Below are 20,963 nucleotides of genomic sequence, written 5' to 3'. Positions count from 1 at the left end.
TATGGCAACTTTAGCGGTGGATGCGGTATCTGTTGGCTATAATGAAGGTTTAATTATTGATGGTTTAACAGTTGAAATTCCGGAAGGGAAAATTACAACAATTATTGGACCAAATGGTTGTGGGAAGTCCACATTATTAAAAACGGCGTCTCGTATTTTGAAGGCAAAGCAAGGTACTGTTTATCTTGACGGAAAAGCAATTGAGAAACAGCCAACGAAAGAAATTGCAAAGAAAATGGCGATTTTACCACAAACTGCAGAAGTGCCAACGGGTCTTACTGTATTTGAGCTTGTGTCATATGGAAGATTCCCTCATCAAAAAGGGTTTGGCACGTTGAAAGAAGAGGATTATCGCTACATTAACTGGGCACTTGAAGTGACAGGAATGAAAGAATTTGCGAATCGTCCAGCAGAAGCGCTATCAGGTGGCCAACGTCAACGTGTTTGGATCGCAATGGCTCTTGCACAAGGAACAGAATTACTTGTATTGGATGAACCAACAACGTACTTAGATATGGCTCATCAATTAGAAGTATTAAACTTATTGAAAAAGTTAAATGAAGAAGAAGGTAGAACGATTGTTATGGTTATCCATGACTTAAACCACGCTTCTCGTTTCTCTGATCATATGATTGCATTAAAAGCAGGTAAGTTAATGAAACAAGGAACGCCAGATGAAGTTATGACAAGTGAAACACTTCGCAGTGTATTTGAGATTGAAGCTCAAATCGTTCCATGTCCAGTAAACTGTAAGCCAATTTGTTTAACATATGATTTAGCGATGATTAGTAATCAATTGCGTAAAAAAGCATAAGTAGAACCCCCTCGTAAAGAGGGGGGCTTCTAATGGACGTTGAGCTTCTTATATATGAATGGGAAGTTGAACGCCCGTTAGAATGGGTTATTAACAACAGTTAATAAATATATATTAATTAATTGTTATCTTTGTTTCTTATAGTTCATTGTAACTTATAAGATAAATACAGCTAGAAGGAGTGGGAACATGAAGAATTTTAAAATGGCACTATTAGCAATGGTACTAGTTGTGACTTCTGTACTATTTGCAGCTTGTTCTAACAAAGAAGAAGAAAAGAAAGCAGATGCAAAGACTGAAGAGCGCACTGTAAAACATGCAAAAGGGGAAATTAAAATTCCTGCAAACCCAAAGAAAATTGCTGACCTTAGTGGTTCAACAGAAGAATTATTAATTTTCGGTATGAAACCGGTTATTACTGCTAATACATCTCAAGAAAAAATTGATGCACATATTGAAAAGAAACTAAAAGACGTTAAACCAGTTGGTTCTGCTTGGGGCGATAAAATTAACATTGAAGCAGTAGCTGCTGCAAAACCAGATTTAATTCTTGTAAATAATCGTCAAGAAAAGATTTATGATCAATTATCTAAAATTGCACCAACAGTTATGTTAAACACTCCATTAGATCAATGGCGTCCAAAATTCGAAGAAGTAGGTCAAATCTTCGGTAAAGAAAAAGAAACAAAAGAATGGTTCAAAAAGTATGATGAAAAAGCAAGCAAATTACATGACAAAATCGTCGCTAAAACTGGTGAAGCAACATTTATGAAAATGGCTGCATATCCAAATGCTTTCCGCGTATATGGTGATTACGGTTACGGTAGCGTAATCTTTAATGATTTAAAACTACCAGCAGTTAAAGGTACACCAACTGATAAACCGTTAGTACAAGTACAAAAAGAAGCTTTAATCGATTACAACCCAGATTACTTATTCGTATTTACAACTGGTGACGGTTCTCAGCGCTTAAAAGAATTCCAAGAAGAATCAATTTGGAAAAACATGAACGCTGTTAAAAATAACCACGTATTTACAATTAAAAATGAAGACTTAAACAAAGGTTACTTCCCACTAGGGAAAGATATGATCTTAGACGAAGTTGCTGAATTCGTTTTAGGTAAATAATGTATAAAGGAAATCACTTTTACTTCGGTAAAGGTGATTTTTTCTTTTTATAAAGGGAATTAATACAGTCTTTCATTTCTTTCTGTTTCTCATTTCGTTTATAATATAAAGTAAGAATGTAGTAAAGAAAGGGGGATGTCGGAAAGTGGTATATTTAAACGACAAACTCAGCGAAACAAAAGTGTTTAAAGACCCAGTACATAAATATGTGCACGTGCGTGATCGTGTTATTTGGGATTTAATCGGAACGAAAGAATTTCAACGCTTGCGCCGTATTAAGCAGCTTGGAACGACATTTTTTACATTTCACGGTGCAGAGCATAGTCGCTTTACTCATTCGTTAGGTGTATACGAAATTATTCGTCGTATGATTGATGATGTGTTTGATGGCAGACCAAATTGGAATGCTGAAGATAGATTGTTATGCTTATGTGCGGCATTACTTCATGATGTCGGTCACGGCCCATTTTCTCACTCGTTTGAAAAAGTATTTTCATTAGATCATGAGAAATTTACGCAAAAGATTATCGTAGGCGATACGGAGATTAATGATGTATTAAGTCGTGTTGATAAGGAGTTTCCACAAAAGGTAGCAGATGTAATTGCAAAAACATCTACTAATAAATTAGCGATTAGTATGATTTCGAGCCAAATTGATGCAGATCGTATGGATTATTTATTAAGAGATGCTTATTTTACAGGCGTAAAGTACGGAAACTTCGATATGGAACGTATACTGCGTGTAATGCGTCCGTATGGGAATCAAGTAGTCATTAAAAATAGTGGTATGCATGCTGTTGAGCATTACATTATGAGTCGTTATCAAATGTATTGGCAAGTATATTTCCACCCGGTAACACGAAGTGCAGAAGTTATTTTAACGAAGATTTTACACCGTGCGAAATCACTGCACGAGAAGTATTATACATTTAAAAATCATCCTGTTCATTTCTATTCTTTATTTGAAGAAGAAGTAACAGTAGAGGATTATTTAAAGTTAGACGAGAACGTTATGTATTACTACTTCCAAGTATGGCAGGAAGAAGAAGATTCAATTTTAAGTGATTTATGCCGCCGTTTTATGAATCGAAATCTATTTAAATATGTAGAGTTTACAGATAAACACGGTTTAGATAATTGGATGGAATTAAGTAGTTTATTTAAAAAGATTGGACTTGATCCGGAGTATTATTTAGTAGTTGATTCAACATCAGACTTACCGTATGACTTTTATCGTGCAGGAGAAGAAGAAGAGCGTCTACCAATCCTACTTCTTATGCCAAACGGAGAACTTAGAGAGCTTTCACGTGAGTCGGATATTGTTGAGGCGATTACAGGTAAGAAAAGAACGGATCAAAAGCTATTCTATCCGCATGATTTAATCTATGAAGATGGAAGAAAAGGAAAATATAAAGAGAGAATTATTGAGTTGTTAGAAGGAAAGAAATAAGAAGCAGCTAATGGCTGCTTCTTATGAAAAAACTTGAAATTATTTGTCGCTTAAGCGTTTTCCGCCAACTGCATAATGGTTTTTAGACATTTCTTCGATGAAAACAACGATGTTTTCTTCAGGAGCACCAGTAGTTTCGCTTACTGCTGCTGTTACTTTCTCAGCAAGAGCTTTCTTTTGTTCTTCTGTGCGTCCTTCTAGCATTTTCACTGTTACGTATGGCATGTACAATCGCTCCTTTTATGTAAGTTACACTCTTATTATAGCGGATTATGGGGAAGAACAATCGAAAAAACAAATAATTTCTTTTTTTGACATATGGAAGAGGAGATGAAGCATGGATCAGTTATTTAGATACCCGTTGCACCAAATTCCTTTGGTAGCAATGGCCATTATTATCGCATTATCAGTTCATGAATTTGCACATGCATATGTAGCATATAAATTTGGAGACGATACAGCAAAGAGACAAGGTCGTTTGACTTTATCACCGATGGCACACTTAGATCCTATAGGTTTGATTGCAGTATTAATTCTTGGATTCGGTTGGGCAAGACCGGTTCCTGTTAACCCATATAACTTTAAAAGACCGCGTCTTGCAGGTATATTAGTTTCAATTGCGGGGCCGATTAGTAACTTAATTTTAAGCGCAATTGGTTTAATTATTTGGTATAGCTTATTAAAATTTGGTGTATTATACTCAATTCCATCTGCAGTAGCAGATACGTTAGCTCAATTTTTCCAGATTTTTATTATGCTGAATATCGTTTTACTTGTATTTAACTTATTACCGATCCCGCCACTTGATGGGTATCGTGTAGTAGAAGATTTAGCGCCAGCAAATATTCGCGCGAAAATGACACAGTATGAAAAATACGGGGCAATTGCGTTATTAATTCTTGTTATTACACCGCTTAGTAATTACACAATTCAACCTATTTTCCAGGTAGTTATTCCGCATGTATTTGTATTTTTAGATAGCATCATTGCGCCTATTTCTGGCCTTTTATAATTTTTAAGTGAGGAGGATTTTACATATGACAGAGAAAAAGAAAAAAATCGGTTTTAATATCGTGAAAAATGATTCAACAGATGGACATGGTGGATTTGGTGTTGGGGCATTAAGCTTAGAAAACATTTCACCTGTATTTGTTGATGTACTAGAGAAAACTGCATTCGTTGATATTGGTGCGATGCACGCGCGTAGTACAGTAGAAAAAGGTATTAAGTTTTTAACAAATAAAGATGAAGTTCCAAACGGAAAACCATTTTGGCTTGTTTGGGTAACGATTGAAAGAACTGCGACAGGTGCGTATTATGCAGGTGTAACAGCTTGTGAAATGACAGTAGACCGTGAAATTCGCCGCGGATATAAATCACTTCCAGAGCACGTAAATAAAATGGATAAATCATTGAAGCGTCACATTATGGTTGACCATATGGATGAATCATCTAAAAAGGTACTTGGTACGTTCTTGAAAGAACATAATGAAGCTATTTGGAACGAATCTAGTGAAGAATTGCGCCGTGCATTATTAAGTGAATAAAAAATAGCTGACGGATGCCCGTCAGCTATTTTTTTTACCAAGGAAGATATTTTTTCCACCAACTTGTTTTTTTCTTTTCTTCAGTCGTTTTTTCAAATTCTTCTTTATCATCGACGTGATCCATACAATATTCAGTCGGTTCGGTACCTTTAGCGAAATACATTTTCACAGAAATAGGACAATTTTTTGTAGCAATTTTACCGTTCTCTGGATTGATATTAACCGCTACGACGTCACCTGGTTGTTTAAATTCTTTTTTTGGTTGTCCATCTAACCCTTTCTCCATCGTATCAGTCCATATTTTCTTCGCATATCCTTGTTCTGCTACGTTTGAAATAGATTTAGGTTGATCATATCCGACCCACACACCAGTTACGATTTGCGGAGTAAATCCGATCATCCAACTATCCGTTTCAGTAGAACCAGATTTGCCGGCATATGTTCTTGATAGTTTGGATAACATCGATTGACCAGTTACAGCAGCATAGCTGCTTAGTTTCTTATTAAACATACCGGTCATCATTTCTTCCATTACAAACGCTTTGCTCTTGTCGAGAACTTGTTTACTCTCTAAATGAGCATCGTATAATATATTTCCTTCATGATCCATAATGCGGCGAATGAAAGTAGGTTTTACTTCTTTTCCACCATTTGCGAACATGCTATAAGCGTTAACCATTTCAATTGGTTTTACTGGTGATGTACCAAGAGCTAGAGAAGGCACATCTTTTAATGCACTTTTAATTCCAAATTGTTTCGCTGTTTTTGCAAGCGCGTCATCGCCTAAAAACAAATTCGTTTTCACAGCATAAATGTTATCAGAGACTGCGAGAGCTTGTGCCATCGTTACGAAATCATCTGCATAATAATCTTTATAGTTCTTCGGTTTATACTTTGAAACGCCGTCACCTAAGGTGAATACAGTATATTCGCTTTTTAAGCGCGTAGCAGGCGTGAATCCTCGTTCTAATGCCGCATAATATAGAAATGGCTTAAATGTAGAACCAGGCTGACGAATGGCTTGTGTAGCCCTGTTAAATTGACTCGTAGTATAATCAGTTCCACCAACAAGAGCAGCCACTTCACCTGTCTTTGGATTCATAGAGACGAGAGCAGTTTGTATGTTTGTTGTGTCAGGTATGTGATCTTTTACAGCTTGTTCTGCTACAGCTTGTAGTTTAGGGTCTAGCGTTGTATAAATTCGCAAGCCACCCCGTTGTAAAGCTTGTTCATCTAATCCAACATCACGAAGGAGCGAAGCTTGTACAGCATCTTGGAAATATGGTGCGACCTCTGCTACTTTTTTCGTATCTAATGAGGCAAAAGTTAGTGGCTCTTTCTTCGCTAAGGCTGCTTGTTGCTTCGTAATATATCCTTGTTCTACCATTTCATCTAATATGAGAGCTTGTCGTCCTTTCGCACGATCCTCTTTCAAAAAGGGAGAATAGACACTTGGCCCTTTCGGGATACCTGCGAGCATACTAGCTTCTGCTAATGTTAACTCTTTTGCCGTTTTATCGAAATATAGACGGGATGCAGCTTCGATGCCATAAGCGCCATGTCCGTAATAAATTGTATTTAAATATCCTTCTAAAATATGATTTTTATTATAATTCACCTCAAGGCGAATTGTGTACATTGCTTCTAATAGTTTACGTTTCCACGTTTTATCATGATCTAAGTAAAGGTTACGAGCATACTGTTGTGTAATCGTACTAGCACCTTGGACTTTTGCCATCGCTTTTAAATCGGCAACAATGGCACCAGCAATACGTTTCATATCAAAGCCATGATGTTTGTAGAATCGTTGATCTTCAATAGATAGTGTCGCCTCTTTTACATAAGGTGAAATTTCATTAAGAGGTACATTGTAACGTTTTTGCATTTCATTACTTTGTCCTATAACAGTGTCATCATTTGCGTAAAAGACGCTTGTTTGCGGGACCGCAACAGGAGGAGGTCCCATAATTTTTGCAACTATAATAATAACAAAAAAAGAAAAAACGAAGAAAAGGACGCAAGAAAACATTGCGGTGAAGAAAAGACGTTTATATTTTTTAAGTTTTGGATTCATAGTTTGATCCATCTTTTTTCAGCCCCTCATTAATACAAGCGTTATTGTATTAGTATTGAGGGTTTTCATTTATTTTAAACAATGAAATTTCGAAAATAAAAAAGCCCCTTCCATTAAGAAAGGAGCTCAAAGGCACGTGCTGGCCAATCAGTAATGATGACATCTACACCATAATCAATCATAGTTTGTAAATCTTTGTATTCATTAATTGTATATGGACGGAAAACATACCCTTGCTCTTGTGCTAACTGCACAAATTCTTTCGTTAATAACTGGAAGTTTGGATGTAATCCATTTGCTTCTCTATGTTTTGCTTCGGCAATTGGATCAGCAAGTGGTGTATCATATAAAATTGCTTTTGGGATTTCAGGAGCAATTTCTGCTAATAATGAAACAGAGTCATGGTTAAATGATGAAAATACAATTTGATTAGAAAGATGATATTCACGCACAAGTGCAACAGCTTTTTCCTCAATATTTGGGTAATGAATAACATCTGTCTTTAATTCAATATTTAGTTGTAAGTTCGTTGTGGAAAGCCAAATGAAAACCTCACGCAACGTTGGGATTTTTGCTTCATGGAAAGAAGGGTCTTTATAGCTACCAGCGTCCAATGATTGTAGTTCCTCTACCGTTTTTTCCGAAACAAGTCCAACGCCATTTGTTGTACGATCGACGGTTTCATCGTGAATTACGACAAGTTCACCATCTTTTGATAAGTGGACATCGAGTTCAATTCCGTGAGCGCCAATGCGTTCTGCTTCTTGGAAGGCAATCATCGTATTTTCGGGATGTGTTCCTTTTACTCCGCGGTGAGCGAAAATAAGTGGTTTACTCATGTGAAATTCTCCTTATTATCTCTTTTCTTTCATTATGAAACTGCTTTAGAGAAAATACAATTGAATATGACAAACATTTACAAAAGTCTAACAGTTGCAGAAAAGTTAACGTTAACGTAAAATGTAATAATTAAGTGAAGGGAGGAATAAACATGTATAAAATTGATGAAGTAACAAAGCAAGTCGGTTTAACAAAACGTACACTTCGTTATTATGAGGAAATTGGTTTAATTCATCCCCCAGAACGTAGTGAGGGAAATATTCGTCTGTATACGGATGAGGATATTGCCAGAATTAAAAGAATTGTAGAAGCGAAAGAAGTGCTAGGAATCACACTTCAAGAAATGCAGCATTTTTTATCGTTAAAAGAAAGAATGGAGCAAAGAAGAAGTAGTGAAAATCCTCGTGACCGTGAAGTGATTCAAGAAATTAAAGAGATGCTTGAACAACAAGTGCAAACGTTAGACGAGAAAATGGAGCAAATGCAGCGTGTAAAGGCAGAGCTTGAAGATAGCTTACATCGTGCAGTGACATTTTTAGAGAGCACAAAAGGAGAATGATCAAAATGGAGAGCAAACAAAAATTAGGGAGATTGATTACAGTGGTGGCTACCTTCCTTGCCTTTTCGGGTATAGGGGTAGTCGACCCAATTTTACCAAGCATTGCTGAACAAATTGGTGCATCGCATTGGCAAGTAGAGATGTTATTTACAGCATATATTTTAACGATGGCAATTATGATGTTACCAGCTGGAATATTCGCATCGAGATTTGGTGATAAACGAATGATGACGATTGGTCTTGCGATCGTGACTATATTTGCGTTTATATGCGGTATATCGCAAACGATTGCTCAATTATCTCTTTTCCGCGCAGGATGGGGATTAGGAAATGCGATGTTCTTCGCAACGGCGATGACATTATTGATTGCATTAAGTAAAGAAGTTCATGAAGCAGTAGGATTGTATGAAGCAGCTATCGGTTTAGGGATGGCAGGCGGACCGTTATTAGGCGGGATATTAGGTGGACATTCTTGGCGTTACCCATTTTTTGCGACGAGTATTTTAATCTTCTTAGCATTTATTTTAGTTTTCTTTTTTGTAAAAGAACCGGAGCGAAAAGTGAAGCGTAAAGCGGCAGGCGTAGGAGAATTACTTAACTTAGTTAAATATAAACCGTTTATGCAAGGTGCGATTTCAGGAATGTTATACTACTACGGATTTTTCGTTGTGTTAGCATATTCACCACTTATTATGCATTTATCTGCTATTCAATTAGGGTTTGTGTTTTGCGGATGGGGATTAGCGTTAGCTTACGGTTCTGCAATTTTAGCCCATAAGCTAGAAGGTAATTATGAGCCGAAAACATTGTTGAAAGGAAGTTTACTCGTATTTGCGCTTTTCTTAATTGCGCTATTCTTTGTAAAAATTATGTTGTTACAAATTGTATTAATTGTTCTATCAGGATTAGCATCTGGATTAAATAATGCATTATTTACAAGTTATGTAATGGATATTTCACCTTATGAAAGATCTGTTACATCAGGTGTTTATAACTTCGTTCGTTGGTTAGGTGGTGCAATTGCGCCAATCTTATCAGGGGTCATCGGTCATACTGTTTCACCGCAAAGTCCGTTTTTAGTCGGTGGAATTGTTGTATTAGTTGGTTGCGTAATGCTTTTAATTCCGATTCAAAAACCGGTAGAAGTAGAGAAAAAAGCCCTTTCTTAAGAAAGGGCTTTTTTTATGCATAGATATTGGAGCCCTCTGACTAAAATATATTTTCGCTATTTTTTTACTTTTAACTATACTTTTTGGATGTTTTGTTTTATTTTTGTTAGGGGACATTAATGATGTCCCTATTATAAATTTGCATTGAAAGGCGTGATTGTACGATGGAACTATGGTTCACTGAAAAACAAACAAAACATTTTGGGATTACGGCGCGTATTAACCGCACATTACATACGGAGCAAACAGAATTCCAAAAATTGGATATGGTTGAAACGGAAGAGTTCGGAAACATGCTTATTTTAGATGGCATGGTTATGACAACAGAAAAAGATGAGTTCGTTTATCATGAAATGGTAGCGCACGTACCTTTATTTACACATCCAAACCCTGAAAACGTATTAGTTGTTGGCGGCGGTGATGGCGGTGTTATTCGTGAAGTATTAAAACACCCAAGTGTAAAGAAAGCAACTCTTGTTGAAATCGATGGAAAGGTAATTGAGTACTCTAAACAATATCTACCATCAATTGCAGGCGCATTAGATAATAAGCGTGTAGAAGTAAAAGTAGGAGATGGCTTCCTACACATCGCAGAGAGCGAAAATGAATATGACGTAATTATGGTAGATTCTACTGAGCCAGTAGGACCAGCAGTAAACTTATTTACGAAAGGTTTCTACGCTGGAATCTCTAAAGCGTTAAAAGAAGACGGTATTTTCGTTGCACAAACGGACAACCCTTGGTTTACACCAGAATTAATTACAACTGTGTTTAAAGACGTAAAAGAGATCTTCCCTATTACTCGTTTATACACAGCGAACATTCCAACTTACCCAAGTGGTCTTTGGACGTTCACAATTGGATCTAAAAAACATGATCCATTACAAGTAAGTGAAGAGCGTTTCCACGAAATCGAAACGAAATACTACACAAAAGAATTACACAATGCAGCCTTCGCATTACCGAAATTTGTTGGTGATTTAATTAAGTAAGAAAATCGTATCAAATAAATAAAGTGTAAGTAGCTCATTTAAGGTGTTTGTCCAGAAGACTTGAACATGCTAGCTACTTACACTCCTGTAAAGAAAATCGTCTTCTTGTTATGAAACAGAAGACCCGGTAAATCGAGAAAGAGGAGCAATTCGCTCCAAATTTGAGAAATAGTGAAAGGTTGGGATACCTTAAGTTCCACATAAGGAGGAAAAGAATATGCGTTTTGATGAAGCTTATTCAGGTAAAGTATTTATTAAAAGTCATCCAAGTTTTGAAGAGTCAAAGGTAGTTATTTATGGGATGCCTATGGATTGGACAGTAAGTTACCGTCCGGGATCTCGTTTTGGCCCTGCACGTATTCGTGAAGTATCAATCGGTCTTGAAGAATATAGCCCGTATTTAGATCGTGAACTAGAAGAGGTAAAATATTTTGATGCGGGTGATATCCCATTACCATTCGGAAACGCACAACGCAGCTTAGACATGATTGAAGAGTATGTATCAAAACTTTTAGATGCCGATAAGTTTCCACTAGGTCTCGGCGGTGAGCACCTAGTGTCTTGGCCAATTTTTAAGGCAATGGCAAAAAAATATCCGGATTTAGCAATCATCCATATGGATGCTCATACTGATTTACGTGAGTCGTATGAAGGGGAGCCTTTATCCCACTCTACACCTATTCGTAAGGTGTGCGATTTAATTGGTCCGGAAAACGTATATTCTTTCGGTATTCGTTCTGGAATGAAGGAAGAATTCGAATGGGCAAAAGAAGTAGGTATGAACTTATATAAATTTGACGTATTAGAACCGTTAAAAGAAGTATTACCGAAACTGGCAGGACGCCCAGTTTATGTCACAATTGACATTGACGTATTAGACCCAGCTCACGCTCCTGGAACAGGAACGTTAGAAGCTGGAGGTATCACATCTAAAGAATTATTAGATTCCATCGTAGCAATTGCAAATTCAAATATAAATGTAGTTGGAGCAGACTTAGTAGAAGTAGCTCCAGTCTACGACCATAGTGATCAAACACCAGTCGCAGCAAGCAAATTCGTGCGGGAAATGCTGCTCGGTTGGGTGAAATAAAAGTGAAGCCACCAATCATTCTAGCCGCTGCAGCTAGATAAAATAAGAGCCCTCTATATGATTAGAGGGCTCTTATTTTGTCGTTATGTGTCGGTAAGTCGATATATTGAAAAAATCGCCGATATAATTCGAGTTGCGCTGATATATTGAAAAAATCGCCGATATAATTCGAGTTGCGCTGATATATTGAAAAAACCGCTGATATAATTTCATTTACCGTTATGCAACACAAAAAAAGCTATTCTCAAACGATGGGAATAGCTCTTTTTCTTATGCAACCTTCTCTTCCGAAGTAACTCCGCGAATTTCATCAGCAGAGCGGATTGGATATTTACGGAACACAATAGATCCAATGTATCCGACAATAGTGGTAACGATTCCACATAATATAGCAGCAATTGTTACTTTTACAACGTCATTAAATCCGAATAGGACAAGAAGACCTGGAATTGGTGATGCTGTTCCTGGTGCATTATTAACAAGCTGGAATAGCGATGTAATAATACCGGCAAGTGCACCGCCAACGAAATTTGTCATATAGATTGGAATTGGATTTGCTGAGACAACATCGGCTTGTGTTAAAGGTTCGATTGCTACAGCAATTGTATCTTTCTTTGAACAAATTTTTAATCGTTTAAAGAAAATAAAGTTCATCGGGGCTGAGGCCGCAACGGCAAGACTACCAATCGCCATTGGTAAACCTGTTAATCCAAGCATTGCAGTTAGTGCCATAGAACTCAGTGGAGAGGTAGAAATAACTGTTATTAATCCACCAAGCATAATACCCATAATGATAGGACTTTCTGTAGTTGCAACTGAAATCATAGAACCGATTTTACCGAGTGTTGCGTTAACAAGCGGATCCATAAGCAGTGCCATTCCGCGTGAGATTGGTGCAGCGATAAATAGGATTGCTAAAAATTCCACGCCAGCTGGTAATTTCTTTTCGAGAAATTTCACGACGAAAGCACAAACGTATCCAGCGAAAAATCCTGGTAAAATACCGAATCCACTAGTAGCGATACCAATTAAAACAGCGTATACGGGGGAAACACCGATTGCTAATGCGACTAAAATCGCTGCTGCGACACCGCTCATACTACCGGAAGCTTCTCCTACTGATTGTAAAAAGTCATTATGAAACATTTCTCCACCTATATAACGGTGAAATGCTTCAATAAGAAAACTTGCGATTGCTGCATTAGCTAAAGCACCCATCGCCTTCATTCCATAAGGCGCACGGTAACTAAAAAGTGTAAATAGACAAAGTACAACAAGTAATAGTGCTAAACCTTGCAAGATAGCCATTTGAAAACTGTCTCCTTTGATTTTTGTAATAAAAATTCGTATCATTCAATAATAATATAAAAGTGTATGAAACGGAAAAATTTTTTCTTGGGAACTTGCTGTAAGAAAAATCCCTTACAATAATGTAAGGAAAGTGTAAGACTTTTAGATAGAGTATAGTATGCTCTTTTCCGTATAATACAAGTATAGATATAATACTAGTGAGAAAGAAGTGCAAACAGGAGGTTCATGTATGAAATTGGTAATTAAAGTTTTAGCTGTATTCGCCATTATTCTAGGTGGAACAGCGTATTATTTGAACACAAAAACAGAAGGTGTACATGCTTTTGTAGACAACTTCTTTTCAAATAAAGAAATACAAGATTATTATGCGGTTATAGATAAAGGTGAGAAAAAAGACGGAGAATACTTGTATACTTTTAAAGGGTATACAGAAGACGGAAAGTTACAGATCATTAAAAGAATGATGAACCGTGAATTGCATGCGGGGGCGTTTATAAAAATTTATGCAAAAGGTATGCAAGGAAAAGGATGGGCTGAAATCCCGAAAGAATCTATTCCACAAAAAGCGTTGGAAAAAATAGAAAAACCATAAAAGGAGCGACTCATTCGCTCCTTTTTAGTGCGTTAAAATAGTGATAGATGTTTTTTCCTTGTTAGAAATAATTTTTGCACGTCCACCAATTGGGAAAGTGAAAATCGGGGTTGTATGCCCGAAACTTGCGTTTGCAATGATAGGAATATGTGCAAGTTCAGGTTTTGAAGCAATCATTTCTTGAATGTCTTCTATCGTACATTCTGCACCTTTTTGCATCTTTCCTATAACGATTCCCTTTATGTATTCAAAATCTTGCTGCTGCATAAGGGAATGTAAATAACGATCAAAAGTTTTAAGAGTAGATGTTCCAGTTAAACTATCTTCTTCAATAAATAAAATTTTGTCCTTTAAATTTGGCATATATGGTGTACCTTGCAGTAAGTTAAATGTGCTCATATTGCCACCGATAATATCTCCTGTAGCTTCTCCTTCCTGAATTGAAACGTATCCTTTATTTTTAATAAATTCTCGATTTTTCTGATCTATATACCAAGAATCATCGCTCCATGTTTCAGATGGCAGGACTTCAATAGGCTCATTAGAAGTTAAGCACTTTAAAAAGTAATCGGTTGTATACTCGAGCCCTTTCTCCATTCCAAAGGAAGAGAAATGGGGTCCTGAATATGTAACGAGACCTGTTTTTGCGTAAATTGCATTATTTAAAGCAGTAATATCTGAATAACCACAGAAAAATTTCGGATTTTTACGAATTAGATCATAATCGAGATGTTTCAATAAACCATTGGAGTTGTATCCGCCAAGTGTCGTCAAAATAGCTTTTACATTAGGGTCTCTAAATGCTTTATGGAGGTCTTGAATGCGGGAAGAAATAGAAGAGGAAGCAAATCGATCTATCTCATCGGCATATTTTGAGAATGTAACTTGAAAGCCCATGTCGGTTAATCTTTTTATAGCAAATTTTTTATTTTCATTTGAAACAATACTTAAACTACACGATGGTGAAATCACCCGTATTTCATCACCCTTTTTTAACTTTGTTGGTATCACTATATTCACCTCTTTAATTGAAAGAATATTTAGATTTAAAAAATATTTTATCATATAAAATAAAGTAGAAGTGAATTATTTTTTGAAATGGAGTTTTCCTGATTTTTCAGCAGACAGACAGAGTCTTTTTTTGATATGATAGGAAAAGTGATTTATTATAAGTAGTATTTAATATCTATAACATTTGAAAGGTGTGCAAGACGTGGAGAAACAACTTGCAGGCTTGCCGGTACACGTTCATTTCGTAACAGAAATCCGTGAAGGGGCGAGGAAGGAAACCGTTGCTTTTGAAGCAAATGGTCAATACTATGTAAAAGGTCAAGGTACATATGTAACATTCCAGGAGCCGAACGAACAAGGCGAAGTGAAAACAATTATTAAAATTCAAGATGAACAAGTTCTCATTATGCGTTCAGGTGCTGTTTCTATGCGTCAGACGCATGTGAAAGGTGAATGGACAACTGGTACGTATACGAGTGAACTTGGTACGTTTGCATTGCAAACAAAGACTGATAACGTTCTTTTTAAATGGTCGGATGAAAAGAAAAAAGGACAACTCTTCTTAACTTACGCATTGCTTCTAAGTGAACAAGAAGCTGGCAGATATACTATTACAATTAATTTGAAGGAGGCAAAATAATGAATTCCTTAGAACAAGTAAAAGGATTGATTAAAGAAGAAATTCAGGCTGCTGTATTAAAGGCAGAATTAGCGACAGAAGAACAGATTCCAAACGTTGTATTAGAATCTCCAAAAGATAAAACAAATGGTGACTTCTCTACAAATATGGCAATGCAACTTGCACGCGTTGCGAAAAAAGCACCTCGTATGATTGCAGAAGAACTAGTTGCAAACTTCGATAAAGCAAAAGCTTCTATTGAAAAAATCGAAATCGCTGGTCCTGGTTTTATTAACTTCTATATGGATAATAGCTACTTAACAGATTTAATTCCAACAATCGTAAACGCTGGTGAAGCTTACGGTGAAACGAATACTGGTAAAGGTGAAAAAGTACAAGTTGAGTTCGTATCTGCGAATCCAACAGGTGACCTTCACTTAGGACATGCACGTGGTGCGGCAGTAGGTGACACTTTATGTAACCTATTAGCAAAAGCAGGCTACGATGTATCTCGTGAGTACTACATTAATGATGCTGGTAACCAAATTCATAACTTAGCTCTTTCTGTTGAAGCTCGTTACATGCAAGCTTTAGGCTTAGATAAAGAAATGCCAGAAGACGGTTATCATGGTGCGGATATCATTGGAATCGGTAAACGTTTAGCTGAAGAATTCGGCGATCGTTATGCGAAAGCTGATGAAAAAGAAAGTTATGAATTCTATCGTGAATACGGTTTAAAATATGAATTAGCAAAACTTCAAAAAGACTTAGAAAGCTTCCGTGTTAAATTTGATGTATGGTTCTCAGAAACATCACTATACAAAAACGGAAAAATCGATCAAGCTCTTGCTGTATTAAAAGAGCGTGAAGAGATCTTTGAAGAAGACGGCGCAACTTGGTTCCGTTCAATGACTTACGGCGATGACAAAAATCGTGTATTAATTAAAAACGACGGTTCTTACACATACTTAACGCCAGATATCGCGTATCACCGTGATAAATTAGAGCGTGGTTTTGATAAGTTAATCAACATTTGGGGTGCTGACCACCACGGTTACATTCCTCGTATGAAGGCTGCTATTCAAGCACTTGGTTACGATAAAGACACGCTTGAAGTAGAAATCATCCAAATGGTACAACTATACCAAAATGGTGAAAAAATGAAGATGAGTAAGCGTACGGGTAAAGCAGTTACACTTCGTGAGCTTATGGAAGAAGTAGGCGTGGACGCAATGCGTTACTTCTTCGCAATGCGTAGCGGTGATTCTCATTTAGACTTCGATATGGACTTAGCTGTATCAAAATCTAATGAAAACCCAGTATACTATGCACAATATGCTCATGCTCGCGTATGCAGTATCCTTCGTCAAGGCGAAGAATTAGGATTAGCTGTAGATGGAGATGTGAACTATAAACTTGTTACTTCTGAGAAAGAAGTAGAGTTACTGAAAAAACTTGGTGAATTCCCAGCTGTAGTTGCGGATGCAGCACAAAAACGTCTGCCACACCGTATTACAAACTATGCATTTGAATTAGCAGCAACATTACACAGCTTCTACAATGCAGAAAAAGTATTAAACCAAGATAACTTAGAATTAAGTAAAGCTCGTTACGAGTTAATGAAAGCAGTACGCACTACACTTCAAAATGCATTAGCAATCGTAGGAGTATCTGCACCAGAAAAAATGTAATGAAGAAAAGCGGAAGCGGATCGTTTAGAATAGGAGGGGGATGGAGCTCCTGACAGAGAGGTGTACTTTGCCTCGGAGGAAGGCGCGAAGCCACCGAGTATTCTAGCCGCTGGAACTGGACAATAAAGAAAAGCGGAAGCGTACTTTCATTTTTAAATAAAAGGCAATCACACGATGTTGTGATTGCCTTTTTATGTGGAGATAATAAAAAAAATTTATCAAACAAAAGGGGAATTTGCGTCGTCTTATATAAATGACAGGAGGCTTATGATGGAAGAAAAGATAGAAGAATTAATTGATATATATAAGCAGCAAATATATTCCTTATGCTATAAGTTAGCGAAAACGAAAGAAGATGCGGAAGATATTTTTCAAGAGACGTGGATAAAGGTTTTTTCATCAAGGCACCAACTTTCTTATGTGGATAATTATAAAAAGTGGATTACTACAATTTGCGTTCGTACATTTTATGACTTTTACCGCAAGAAGAAAAGATGGAAAGATCGCGTCTTAGATTTATTTCATAAAGAAGATGGTGAAGAAATAGATTTCGCAGATGATGTGAATATATCAGAAGAATTTATTCAAAAAGTGGAAGCGGAAATGATACGGGAAGTTATACAGCTATTGAATGAAAAATATAAAACCGTGCTCGTACTCTACTATTATGAACAATACTCTTATAAAGAAATGAGCGAAATATTAAATATACCGATTGGTACAGTGAAATATCGCCTTAATTATGCGAAGAAGCAAATGCGAGAACATTTGGAGGGGTTCGTTTATGAAAGAAGATAAATTTGAACAGAAGGTAAAGAGTAGCTTAGCAGAAGAGATAACTCCAAGCGAAGAGCTAATAAATAACACGAAGCAGGGCGTGCGAAAGGCTCAGAAGTTAGAGAGGAACTGGATGATTTGTATTCACACCATTTGGATTGTTTTGTTAACAATTGTTATAGAACAATTTGTCACACATTTGGATTATAAAATTCCTATGTTGATAGCCATTGTGATTATGATGCATGTATACATTCCGATATATGTTGTAATACAGTCATTTTTAAAGAAGGAGTATAAATTACATGAAAGAGTTCGCTAATCCGTTTGTACTATTTGAAGTAGCTGGAGTGACGATGTTTTTAGCTTTTATAGCACTTTTAATATGTGTTGCATCATGGGTATATACAGATGCTAAAGCACATCAAATGAGCAAAGGATGGAGTATTTTAGCAGTTATATTGCCATTCTTTATTGGGTTTTTATTATATATGGTAAGAAGAAGTAAAAAGAAAGTTGGAGGAGAATATAAGATGAACTTTGTTAAAAAACAGAAAGTAACATTAGTTGCGATATTGGCAAGTACAATGTTTGTATTACTTAGTGGTTTTACTTTTGCACAAACGTTAGATGATGCGTGGAGAGCAGGGGATATATATTTAGAAAATGAGAAGCAAGGGAAAACAAGTTACGAGGCAAAATTCTCATCATGGGATATTGCCGGTAAGGATATTGAATTTCAGTATGAAAAGGATACACAAGTGACATTTTCTTATGAGACAGATGCAAAACGAGGAAACTTATGTTTTAGTGTGTATGAAAGACAAGGAGAAGGTATAAAAGAGTTAAAGGAAATTTGTGAATCGAAAAAAGGTACTTTTACAGTTACTTTAAAAGCAAATGAAGAATATGTATTGAATATAAGCGGATTAACAGTAAAAGATGGATTTGTAAAAGTGAATTGGGAAGAGAAATAAAAGGGGTCCTATAAAGGACCTCTTTTCTATTGAATAGTATAAGTAACAGAAAAACTAACAGGACTATAGTAAATGTAAGGTGCATGAAATTGAACATACATATTTCCATCTGTTTTTGCATTGAAAATTCGGCCGTAACCATCAGAATAACGTCCAATAAGGTTATGATTTGAGTCATAAACACTGTAACTAGGAGTTTTGCTGTTAGGATGAATTGTTAGTTCTTGTCCTTTTTGAAGGAAAATAGGTTCTTGTTCGGAACTACCTCCAGTTTGCAAAGAATAAAATTTTGTAAAGCTTTGTTCTTGAGCGGCAGCAGCGACTTTTGTTTCAGGAATAAACGCAGTAGCTCCAGTAATTCCTGCTAAAGTTAATGCACCTGCTAAAATCATTTTTTTCATAATAGAAAAAGTCTCCTTATTAGTTGTAATCAGTTTTGTTACAGTTAATATTGTATACGATAATGGGTAGGATAAAATATGCTTTTATGCATATATATTTTTTCTCAATAAAAGACCACTGATAAAATCAGTGGTCTTTTAAATGATTAAGCAGCTTTCTGTTCAGTTTGAGGAACAGGTTTTTGAAGCGAGTTGTAAACTCCTGTTCCGATAACGTCTAATGCCATTCTCATTCGTTCAGGTGAAATGTTTTCTAATACGTTATCTTGAGGTGTATGGTATACCTTCTCAATATGATAGATTAATGGGTTCCAACTATCGACACCCATCCAAATGAATAGAGCAGCAGGAATACCAGCTTCAGCAAATGGAACATGATCACTAGAACCGAATTTACCTTGTAGGACGAGGTCATTATTTAGTTGTTTACCTGCTTGCAAGGCAGCGTCTGTTACAAAGTTTGTAGAGCCATCAGGTGTCATAGCATATAAATTCTTTGCTTTATCATAATTTGTTGCAACCATGTCGGTGTTAAAGACACCTAAAATACGGTCGCGTTCTTTTTGGGATAGACTATTCACGTAATAATCCGAACCAAGTAATCCAGTTTCTTCAGAACCAAAGGTAATAAAGCGAATTTCTTTATCAGTTTCTACATTTTGAAAAGTACGAGCTAGTTCTAATACTAATCCAGTTCCAGAAGCATTATCATTTGCGCCAGGTGCTCCGACAACACTATCATAGTGCGAGCTTACAACGACTGCTTTTTCATTACCTGTACTCTTTTTTGGTTTCTTTTTGGCGATAACATTTAGAGATGTTAATTTAGATTCATGTCTCGCTTTTAGGGAAAGAATTGTTGTCCCCTTTTTAGCGATTTCTTCTTTAAATGCATTTCCTTGCGCATAAGCAAGACCAAAGACAGGGATAGATTGCTTTTTCATTAGGCGGGGATTGAAGGTTTGTCCATAATTTCCGCGTCCGCCAATTAAACTGTATAAAAGAACACCTTTTGCACCTTTGCTAACAGCATTTTCAACTTGTTTATTATAGTCGGTAACTGTCGTTCCTCTTTCAAATAAAACAATTTTACCGTTTACTTCATTTGGAATATCTTCTAATTTTGTCCCACCTTGAACAAAGATAAGGGGAGCTGTAACAGCTTCTGTAGAAATTAGTGCATTAGGAGCAGCACCAGCTTGCCAATTACGTTTTGTTGATAGGGGTGATTCAATGAATCCAACGTATTGATCGGGCACCTGAAATGGTTGATATTCTACTTCATAGCCCATTGATTTAAGCTGCATACCAATGTAACGAGAAGCCCATTCTTCGGATTTTGTTCCACCGGGGCGAGGACCAATTGTTTCAGATAAGAAACGAACATGTTCAATCGCGCGGTTTGGATCAATCTGTTTTGTAATAGATGGAGTTTGTGTAACCTCTGACGTGGAATCCGCTTTTGCTTGCCCAATTGGAGCTAAGCTAACAGCAAGTGATACAGCAAGCAAAGAGCTTACTATTTTTTGTTTCAATGATTTTCTCATTTTTTCCTCTCCTATTCTTCTATTCTCTCTGACTGACAAAAGAAGACGGATAATGACTTTATTTTACCTTCACACCTTTTATTTTTCAATATTCTGACATTGATAAATAAAAAAACTATATATGCATATTTGCATATTTTTGAGGGAGATATGTATGCTATCATTTTAAACGAAGGTTCGCTTTCTACTCTGAAAGCTCCTACATTGCATGAATCTAGTGTACCCAAACTTTAGATTATGTAGAGGAATGGAACCACTGTAGGGTTTCATTCCTCATGTTTGAATCAGTTGATGGTAATTATGTTTCCGCATTTCATAATTATTATCAGTGATATATGTAAGGCATCCATATGAAAATAAGAGGCTGTTCAAAG

Annotated in this window: 22 protein-coding genes; 15 read left to right on the top strand and 7 right to left on the bottom strand. The window is 36.5% G+C overall.

Annotated features, from left to right (window positions below):
* Nucleotide 1: 1 nt before the first annotated feature.
* The 3 genes from GBN78_RS05260 (at nt 2) to GBN78_RS05250 (ending at nt 3,392) form a co-directional block, all read left to right on the top strand.
* Nucleotides 2-814: an ABC transporter ATP-binding protein gene (locus GBN78_RS05260; protein WP_000212069.1), complete on the top strand. Its 813-nt coding sequence runs from the start codon at nt 2-4 to the stop codon at nt 812-814.
* 189 nt (nt 815-1,003) lie between these two features.
* Nucleotides 1,004-1,942, top strand: coding sequence for an ABC transporter substrate-binding protein (locus tag GBN78_RS05255; RefSeq protein WP_000787724.1), 939 nt, complete (start codon nt 1,004-1,006; stop codon nt 1,940-1,942).
* 145 nt (nt 1,943-2,087) lie between these two features.
* The gene (locus tag GBN78_RS05250; protein ID WP_000262731.1) at nt 2,088-3,392 is read left to right on the top strand and encodes an HD domain-containing protein; all 1,305 of its coding nucleotides are present in this window, start codon (nt 2,088-2,090) and stop codon (nt 3,390-3,392) included.
* 39 nt (nt 3,393-3,431) lie between these two features.
* Here the strand turns inward: GBN78_RS05250 and GBN78_RS05245 are convergent, their stop codons facing one another.
* A complete protein-coding gene (locus tag GBN78_RS05245; protein ID WP_001147171.1) occupies nt 3,432-3,617 on the bottom strand; it encodes a 2-hydroxymuconate tautomerase in 186 nt (61 codons plus the stop codon).
* A 112-nt stretch (nt 3,618-3,729) separates the two neighbouring features.
* On the opposite strand from GBN78_RS05245, the gene GBN78_RS05240 reads away from it, so the two are divergent.
* Both GBN78_RS05240 and GBN78_RS05235 read left to right on the top strand, forming a co-directional pair.
* The gene (locus tag GBN78_RS05240) at nt 3,730-4,404 is read left to right on the top strand and encodes a site-2 protease family protein (RefSeq protein ID WP_152127039.1); all 675 of its coding nucleotides are present in this window, start codon (nt 3,730-3,732) and stop codon (nt 4,402-4,404) included.
* Between the two features lie 25 nt (nt 4,405-4,429).
* Complete coding sequence (locus GBN78_RS05235; protein WP_000136678.1) at nt 4,430-4,939, top strand: YwhD family protein; 510 nt, start codon at nt 4,430-4,432, stop codon at nt 4,937-4,939.
* 34 nt (nt 4,940-4,973) lie between these two features.
* Here GBN78_RS05235 and GBN78_RS05230 read toward each other — a convergent pair whose 3' ends face one another.
* Both GBN78_RS05230 and GBN78_RS05225 read right to left on the bottom strand, forming a co-directional pair.
* Nucleotides 4,974-7,025 (bottom strand): transglycosylase domain-containing protein, encoded by a 2,052-nt coding sequence (locus GBN78_RS05230; protein WP_100619713.1) that lies wholly within the window; start codon nt 7,023-7,025, stop codon nt 4,974-4,976.
* A gap of 101 nt (nt 7,026-7,126) precedes the next feature.
* The gene (locus GBN78_RS05225) at nt 7,127-7,852 is read right to left on the bottom strand and encodes a glycerophosphodiester phosphodiesterase (RefSeq protein ID WP_098300361.1); all 726 of its coding nucleotides are present in this window, start codon (nt 7,850-7,852) and stop codon (nt 7,127-7,129) included.
* Between the two features lie 152 nt (nt 7,853-8,004).
* On the opposite strand from GBN78_RS05225, the gene GBN78_RS05220 reads away from it, so the two are divergent.
* The 4 genes from GBN78_RS05220 to speB all read left to right on the top strand — a co-directional run bounded on the left by GBN78_RS05220 (nt 8,005) and on the right by speB (nt 11,663).
* On the top strand, nt 8,005-8,412 hold the full coding sequence (locus tag GBN78_RS05220) for a MerR family transcriptional regulator (protein ID WP_098300360.1): 408 nt from the start codon (nt 8,005-8,007) through the stop codon (nt 8,410-8,412).
* A gap of 5 nt (nt 8,413-8,417) precedes the next feature.
* Nucleotides 8,418-9,581, top strand: a complete 1,164-nt coding sequence (locus GBN78_RS05215) for an MFS transporter (RefSeq protein WP_152127037.1) — start codon at nt 8,418-8,420, stop codon at nt 9,579-9,581.
* Nucleotides 9,582-9,745: 164 nt separating this feature from the next.
* Nucleotides 9,746-10,573, top strand: coding sequence for a polyamine aminopropyltransferase (gene speE / locus GBN78_RS05210; RefSeq protein ID WP_152127034.1), 828 nt, complete (start codon nt 9,746-9,748; stop codon nt 10,571-10,573).
* A gap of 217 nt (nt 10,574-10,790) precedes the next feature.
* On the top strand, nt 10,791-11,663 hold the full coding sequence (gene speB, locus GBN78_RS05205) for an agmatinase (RefSeq protein ID WP_001209831.1): 873 nt from the start codon (nt 10,791-10,793) through the stop codon (nt 11,661-11,663).
* Nucleotides 11,664-11,933: 270 nt separating this feature from the next.
* On the opposite strand, the gene GBN78_RS05200 is transcribed toward speB, so the two are convergent.
* Nucleotides 11,934-12,971: a PTS sugar transporter subunit IIC gene (locus tag GBN78_RS05200; RefSeq protein WP_152127032.1), complete on the bottom strand. Its 1,038-nt coding sequence runs from the start codon at nt 12,969-12,971 to the stop codon at nt 11,934-11,936.
* 232 nt (nt 12,972-13,203) lie between these two features.
* Here GBN78_RS05200 and GBN78_RS05195 point away from each other — a divergent pair, with 232 nt between their 5' ends.
* On the top strand, nt 13,204-13,566 hold the full coding sequence (locus GBN78_RS05195) for a YxeA family protein (protein ID WP_000779919.1): 363 nt from the start codon (nt 13,204-13,206) through the stop codon (nt 13,564-13,566).
* A 24-nt stretch (nt 13,567-13,590) separates the two neighbouring features.
* On the opposite strand, the gene GBN78_RS05190 is transcribed toward GBN78_RS05195, so the two are convergent.
* On the bottom strand, nt 13,591-14,577 hold the full coding sequence (locus tag GBN78_RS05190) for a S66 family peptidase (protein WP_000613231.1): 987 nt from the start codon (nt 14,575-14,577) through the stop codon (nt 13,591-13,593).
* A gap of 202 nt (nt 14,578-14,779) precedes the next feature.
* Here GBN78_RS05190 and GBN78_RS05185 point away from each other — a divergent pair, with 202 nt between their 5' ends.
* The 5 genes from GBN78_RS05185 to GBN78_RS05165 all read left to right on the top strand — a co-directional run bounded on the left by GBN78_RS05185 (nt 14,780) and on the right by GBN78_RS05165 (nt 18,641).
* Nucleotides 14,780-15,217, top strand: coding sequence for a YwiB family protein (locus GBN78_RS05185; protein WP_000414867.1), 438 nt, complete (start codon nt 14,780-14,782; stop codon nt 15,215-15,217).
* The gene (gene argS / locus GBN78_RS05180; protein WP_001086446.1) at nt 15,217-16,887 is read left to right on the top strand and encodes an arginine--tRNA ligase; all 1,671 of its coding nucleotides are present in this window, start codon (nt 15,217-15,219) and stop codon (nt 16,885-16,887) included. Before GBN78_RS05185 ends, argS begins: the two co-directional genes overlap by 1 nt.
* 270 nt (nt 16,888-17,157) lie before the next feature.
* On the top strand, nt 17,158-17,685 hold the full coding sequence (locus GBN78_RS05175; RefSeq protein ID WP_141539850.1) for an RNA polymerase sigma factor: 528 nt from the start codon (nt 17,158-17,160) through the stop codon (nt 17,683-17,685).
* A complete protein-coding gene (locus GBN78_RS05170; RefSeq protein WP_098300356.1) occupies nt 17,672-17,986 on the top strand; it encodes an anti-sigma factor in 315 nt (104 codons plus the stop codon). Before GBN78_RS05175 ends, GBN78_RS05170 begins: the two co-directional genes overlap by 14 nt.
* On the top strand, nt 17,970-18,641 hold the full coding sequence (locus GBN78_RS05165) for an anti-sigma factor (protein ID WP_152127030.1): 672 nt from the start codon (nt 17,970-17,972) through the stop codon (nt 18,639-18,641). Before GBN78_RS05170 ends, GBN78_RS05165 begins: the two co-directional genes overlap by 17 nt.
* A 26-nt stretch (nt 18,642-18,667) precedes the next feature.
* On the opposite strand, the gene GBN78_RS05160 is transcribed toward GBN78_RS05165, so the two are convergent.
* Together GBN78_RS05160 and GBN78_RS05155 are read right to left on the bottom strand one after the other, a co-directional pair.
* On the bottom strand, nt 18,668-19,042 hold the full coding sequence (locus GBN78_RS05160; RefSeq protein ID WP_152127029.1) for a hypothetical protein: 375 nt from the start codon (nt 19,040-19,042) through the stop codon (nt 18,668-18,670).
* Nucleotides 19,043-19,188: 146 nt separating this feature from the next.
* Nucleotides 19,189-20,589: a M28 family metallopeptidase gene (locus GBN78_RS05155; RefSeq protein WP_098300353.1), complete on the bottom strand. Its 1,401-nt coding sequence runs from the start codon at nt 20,587-20,589 to the stop codon at nt 19,189-19,191.
* Nucleotides 20,590-20,963 lie beyond the last annotated feature (374 nt).

The organism is Bacillus sp. B2-WWTP-C-10-Post-4 (assembly GCF_009183805.1).
GTDB lineage: Bacteria > Bacillota > Bacilli > Bacillales > Bacillaceae_G > Bacillus_A > Bacillus_A cereus.
The sequence above is the reverse complement of the archived record's forward strand: the minus strand, read 5'-3'. Positions and strand labels throughout refer to the sequence as shown.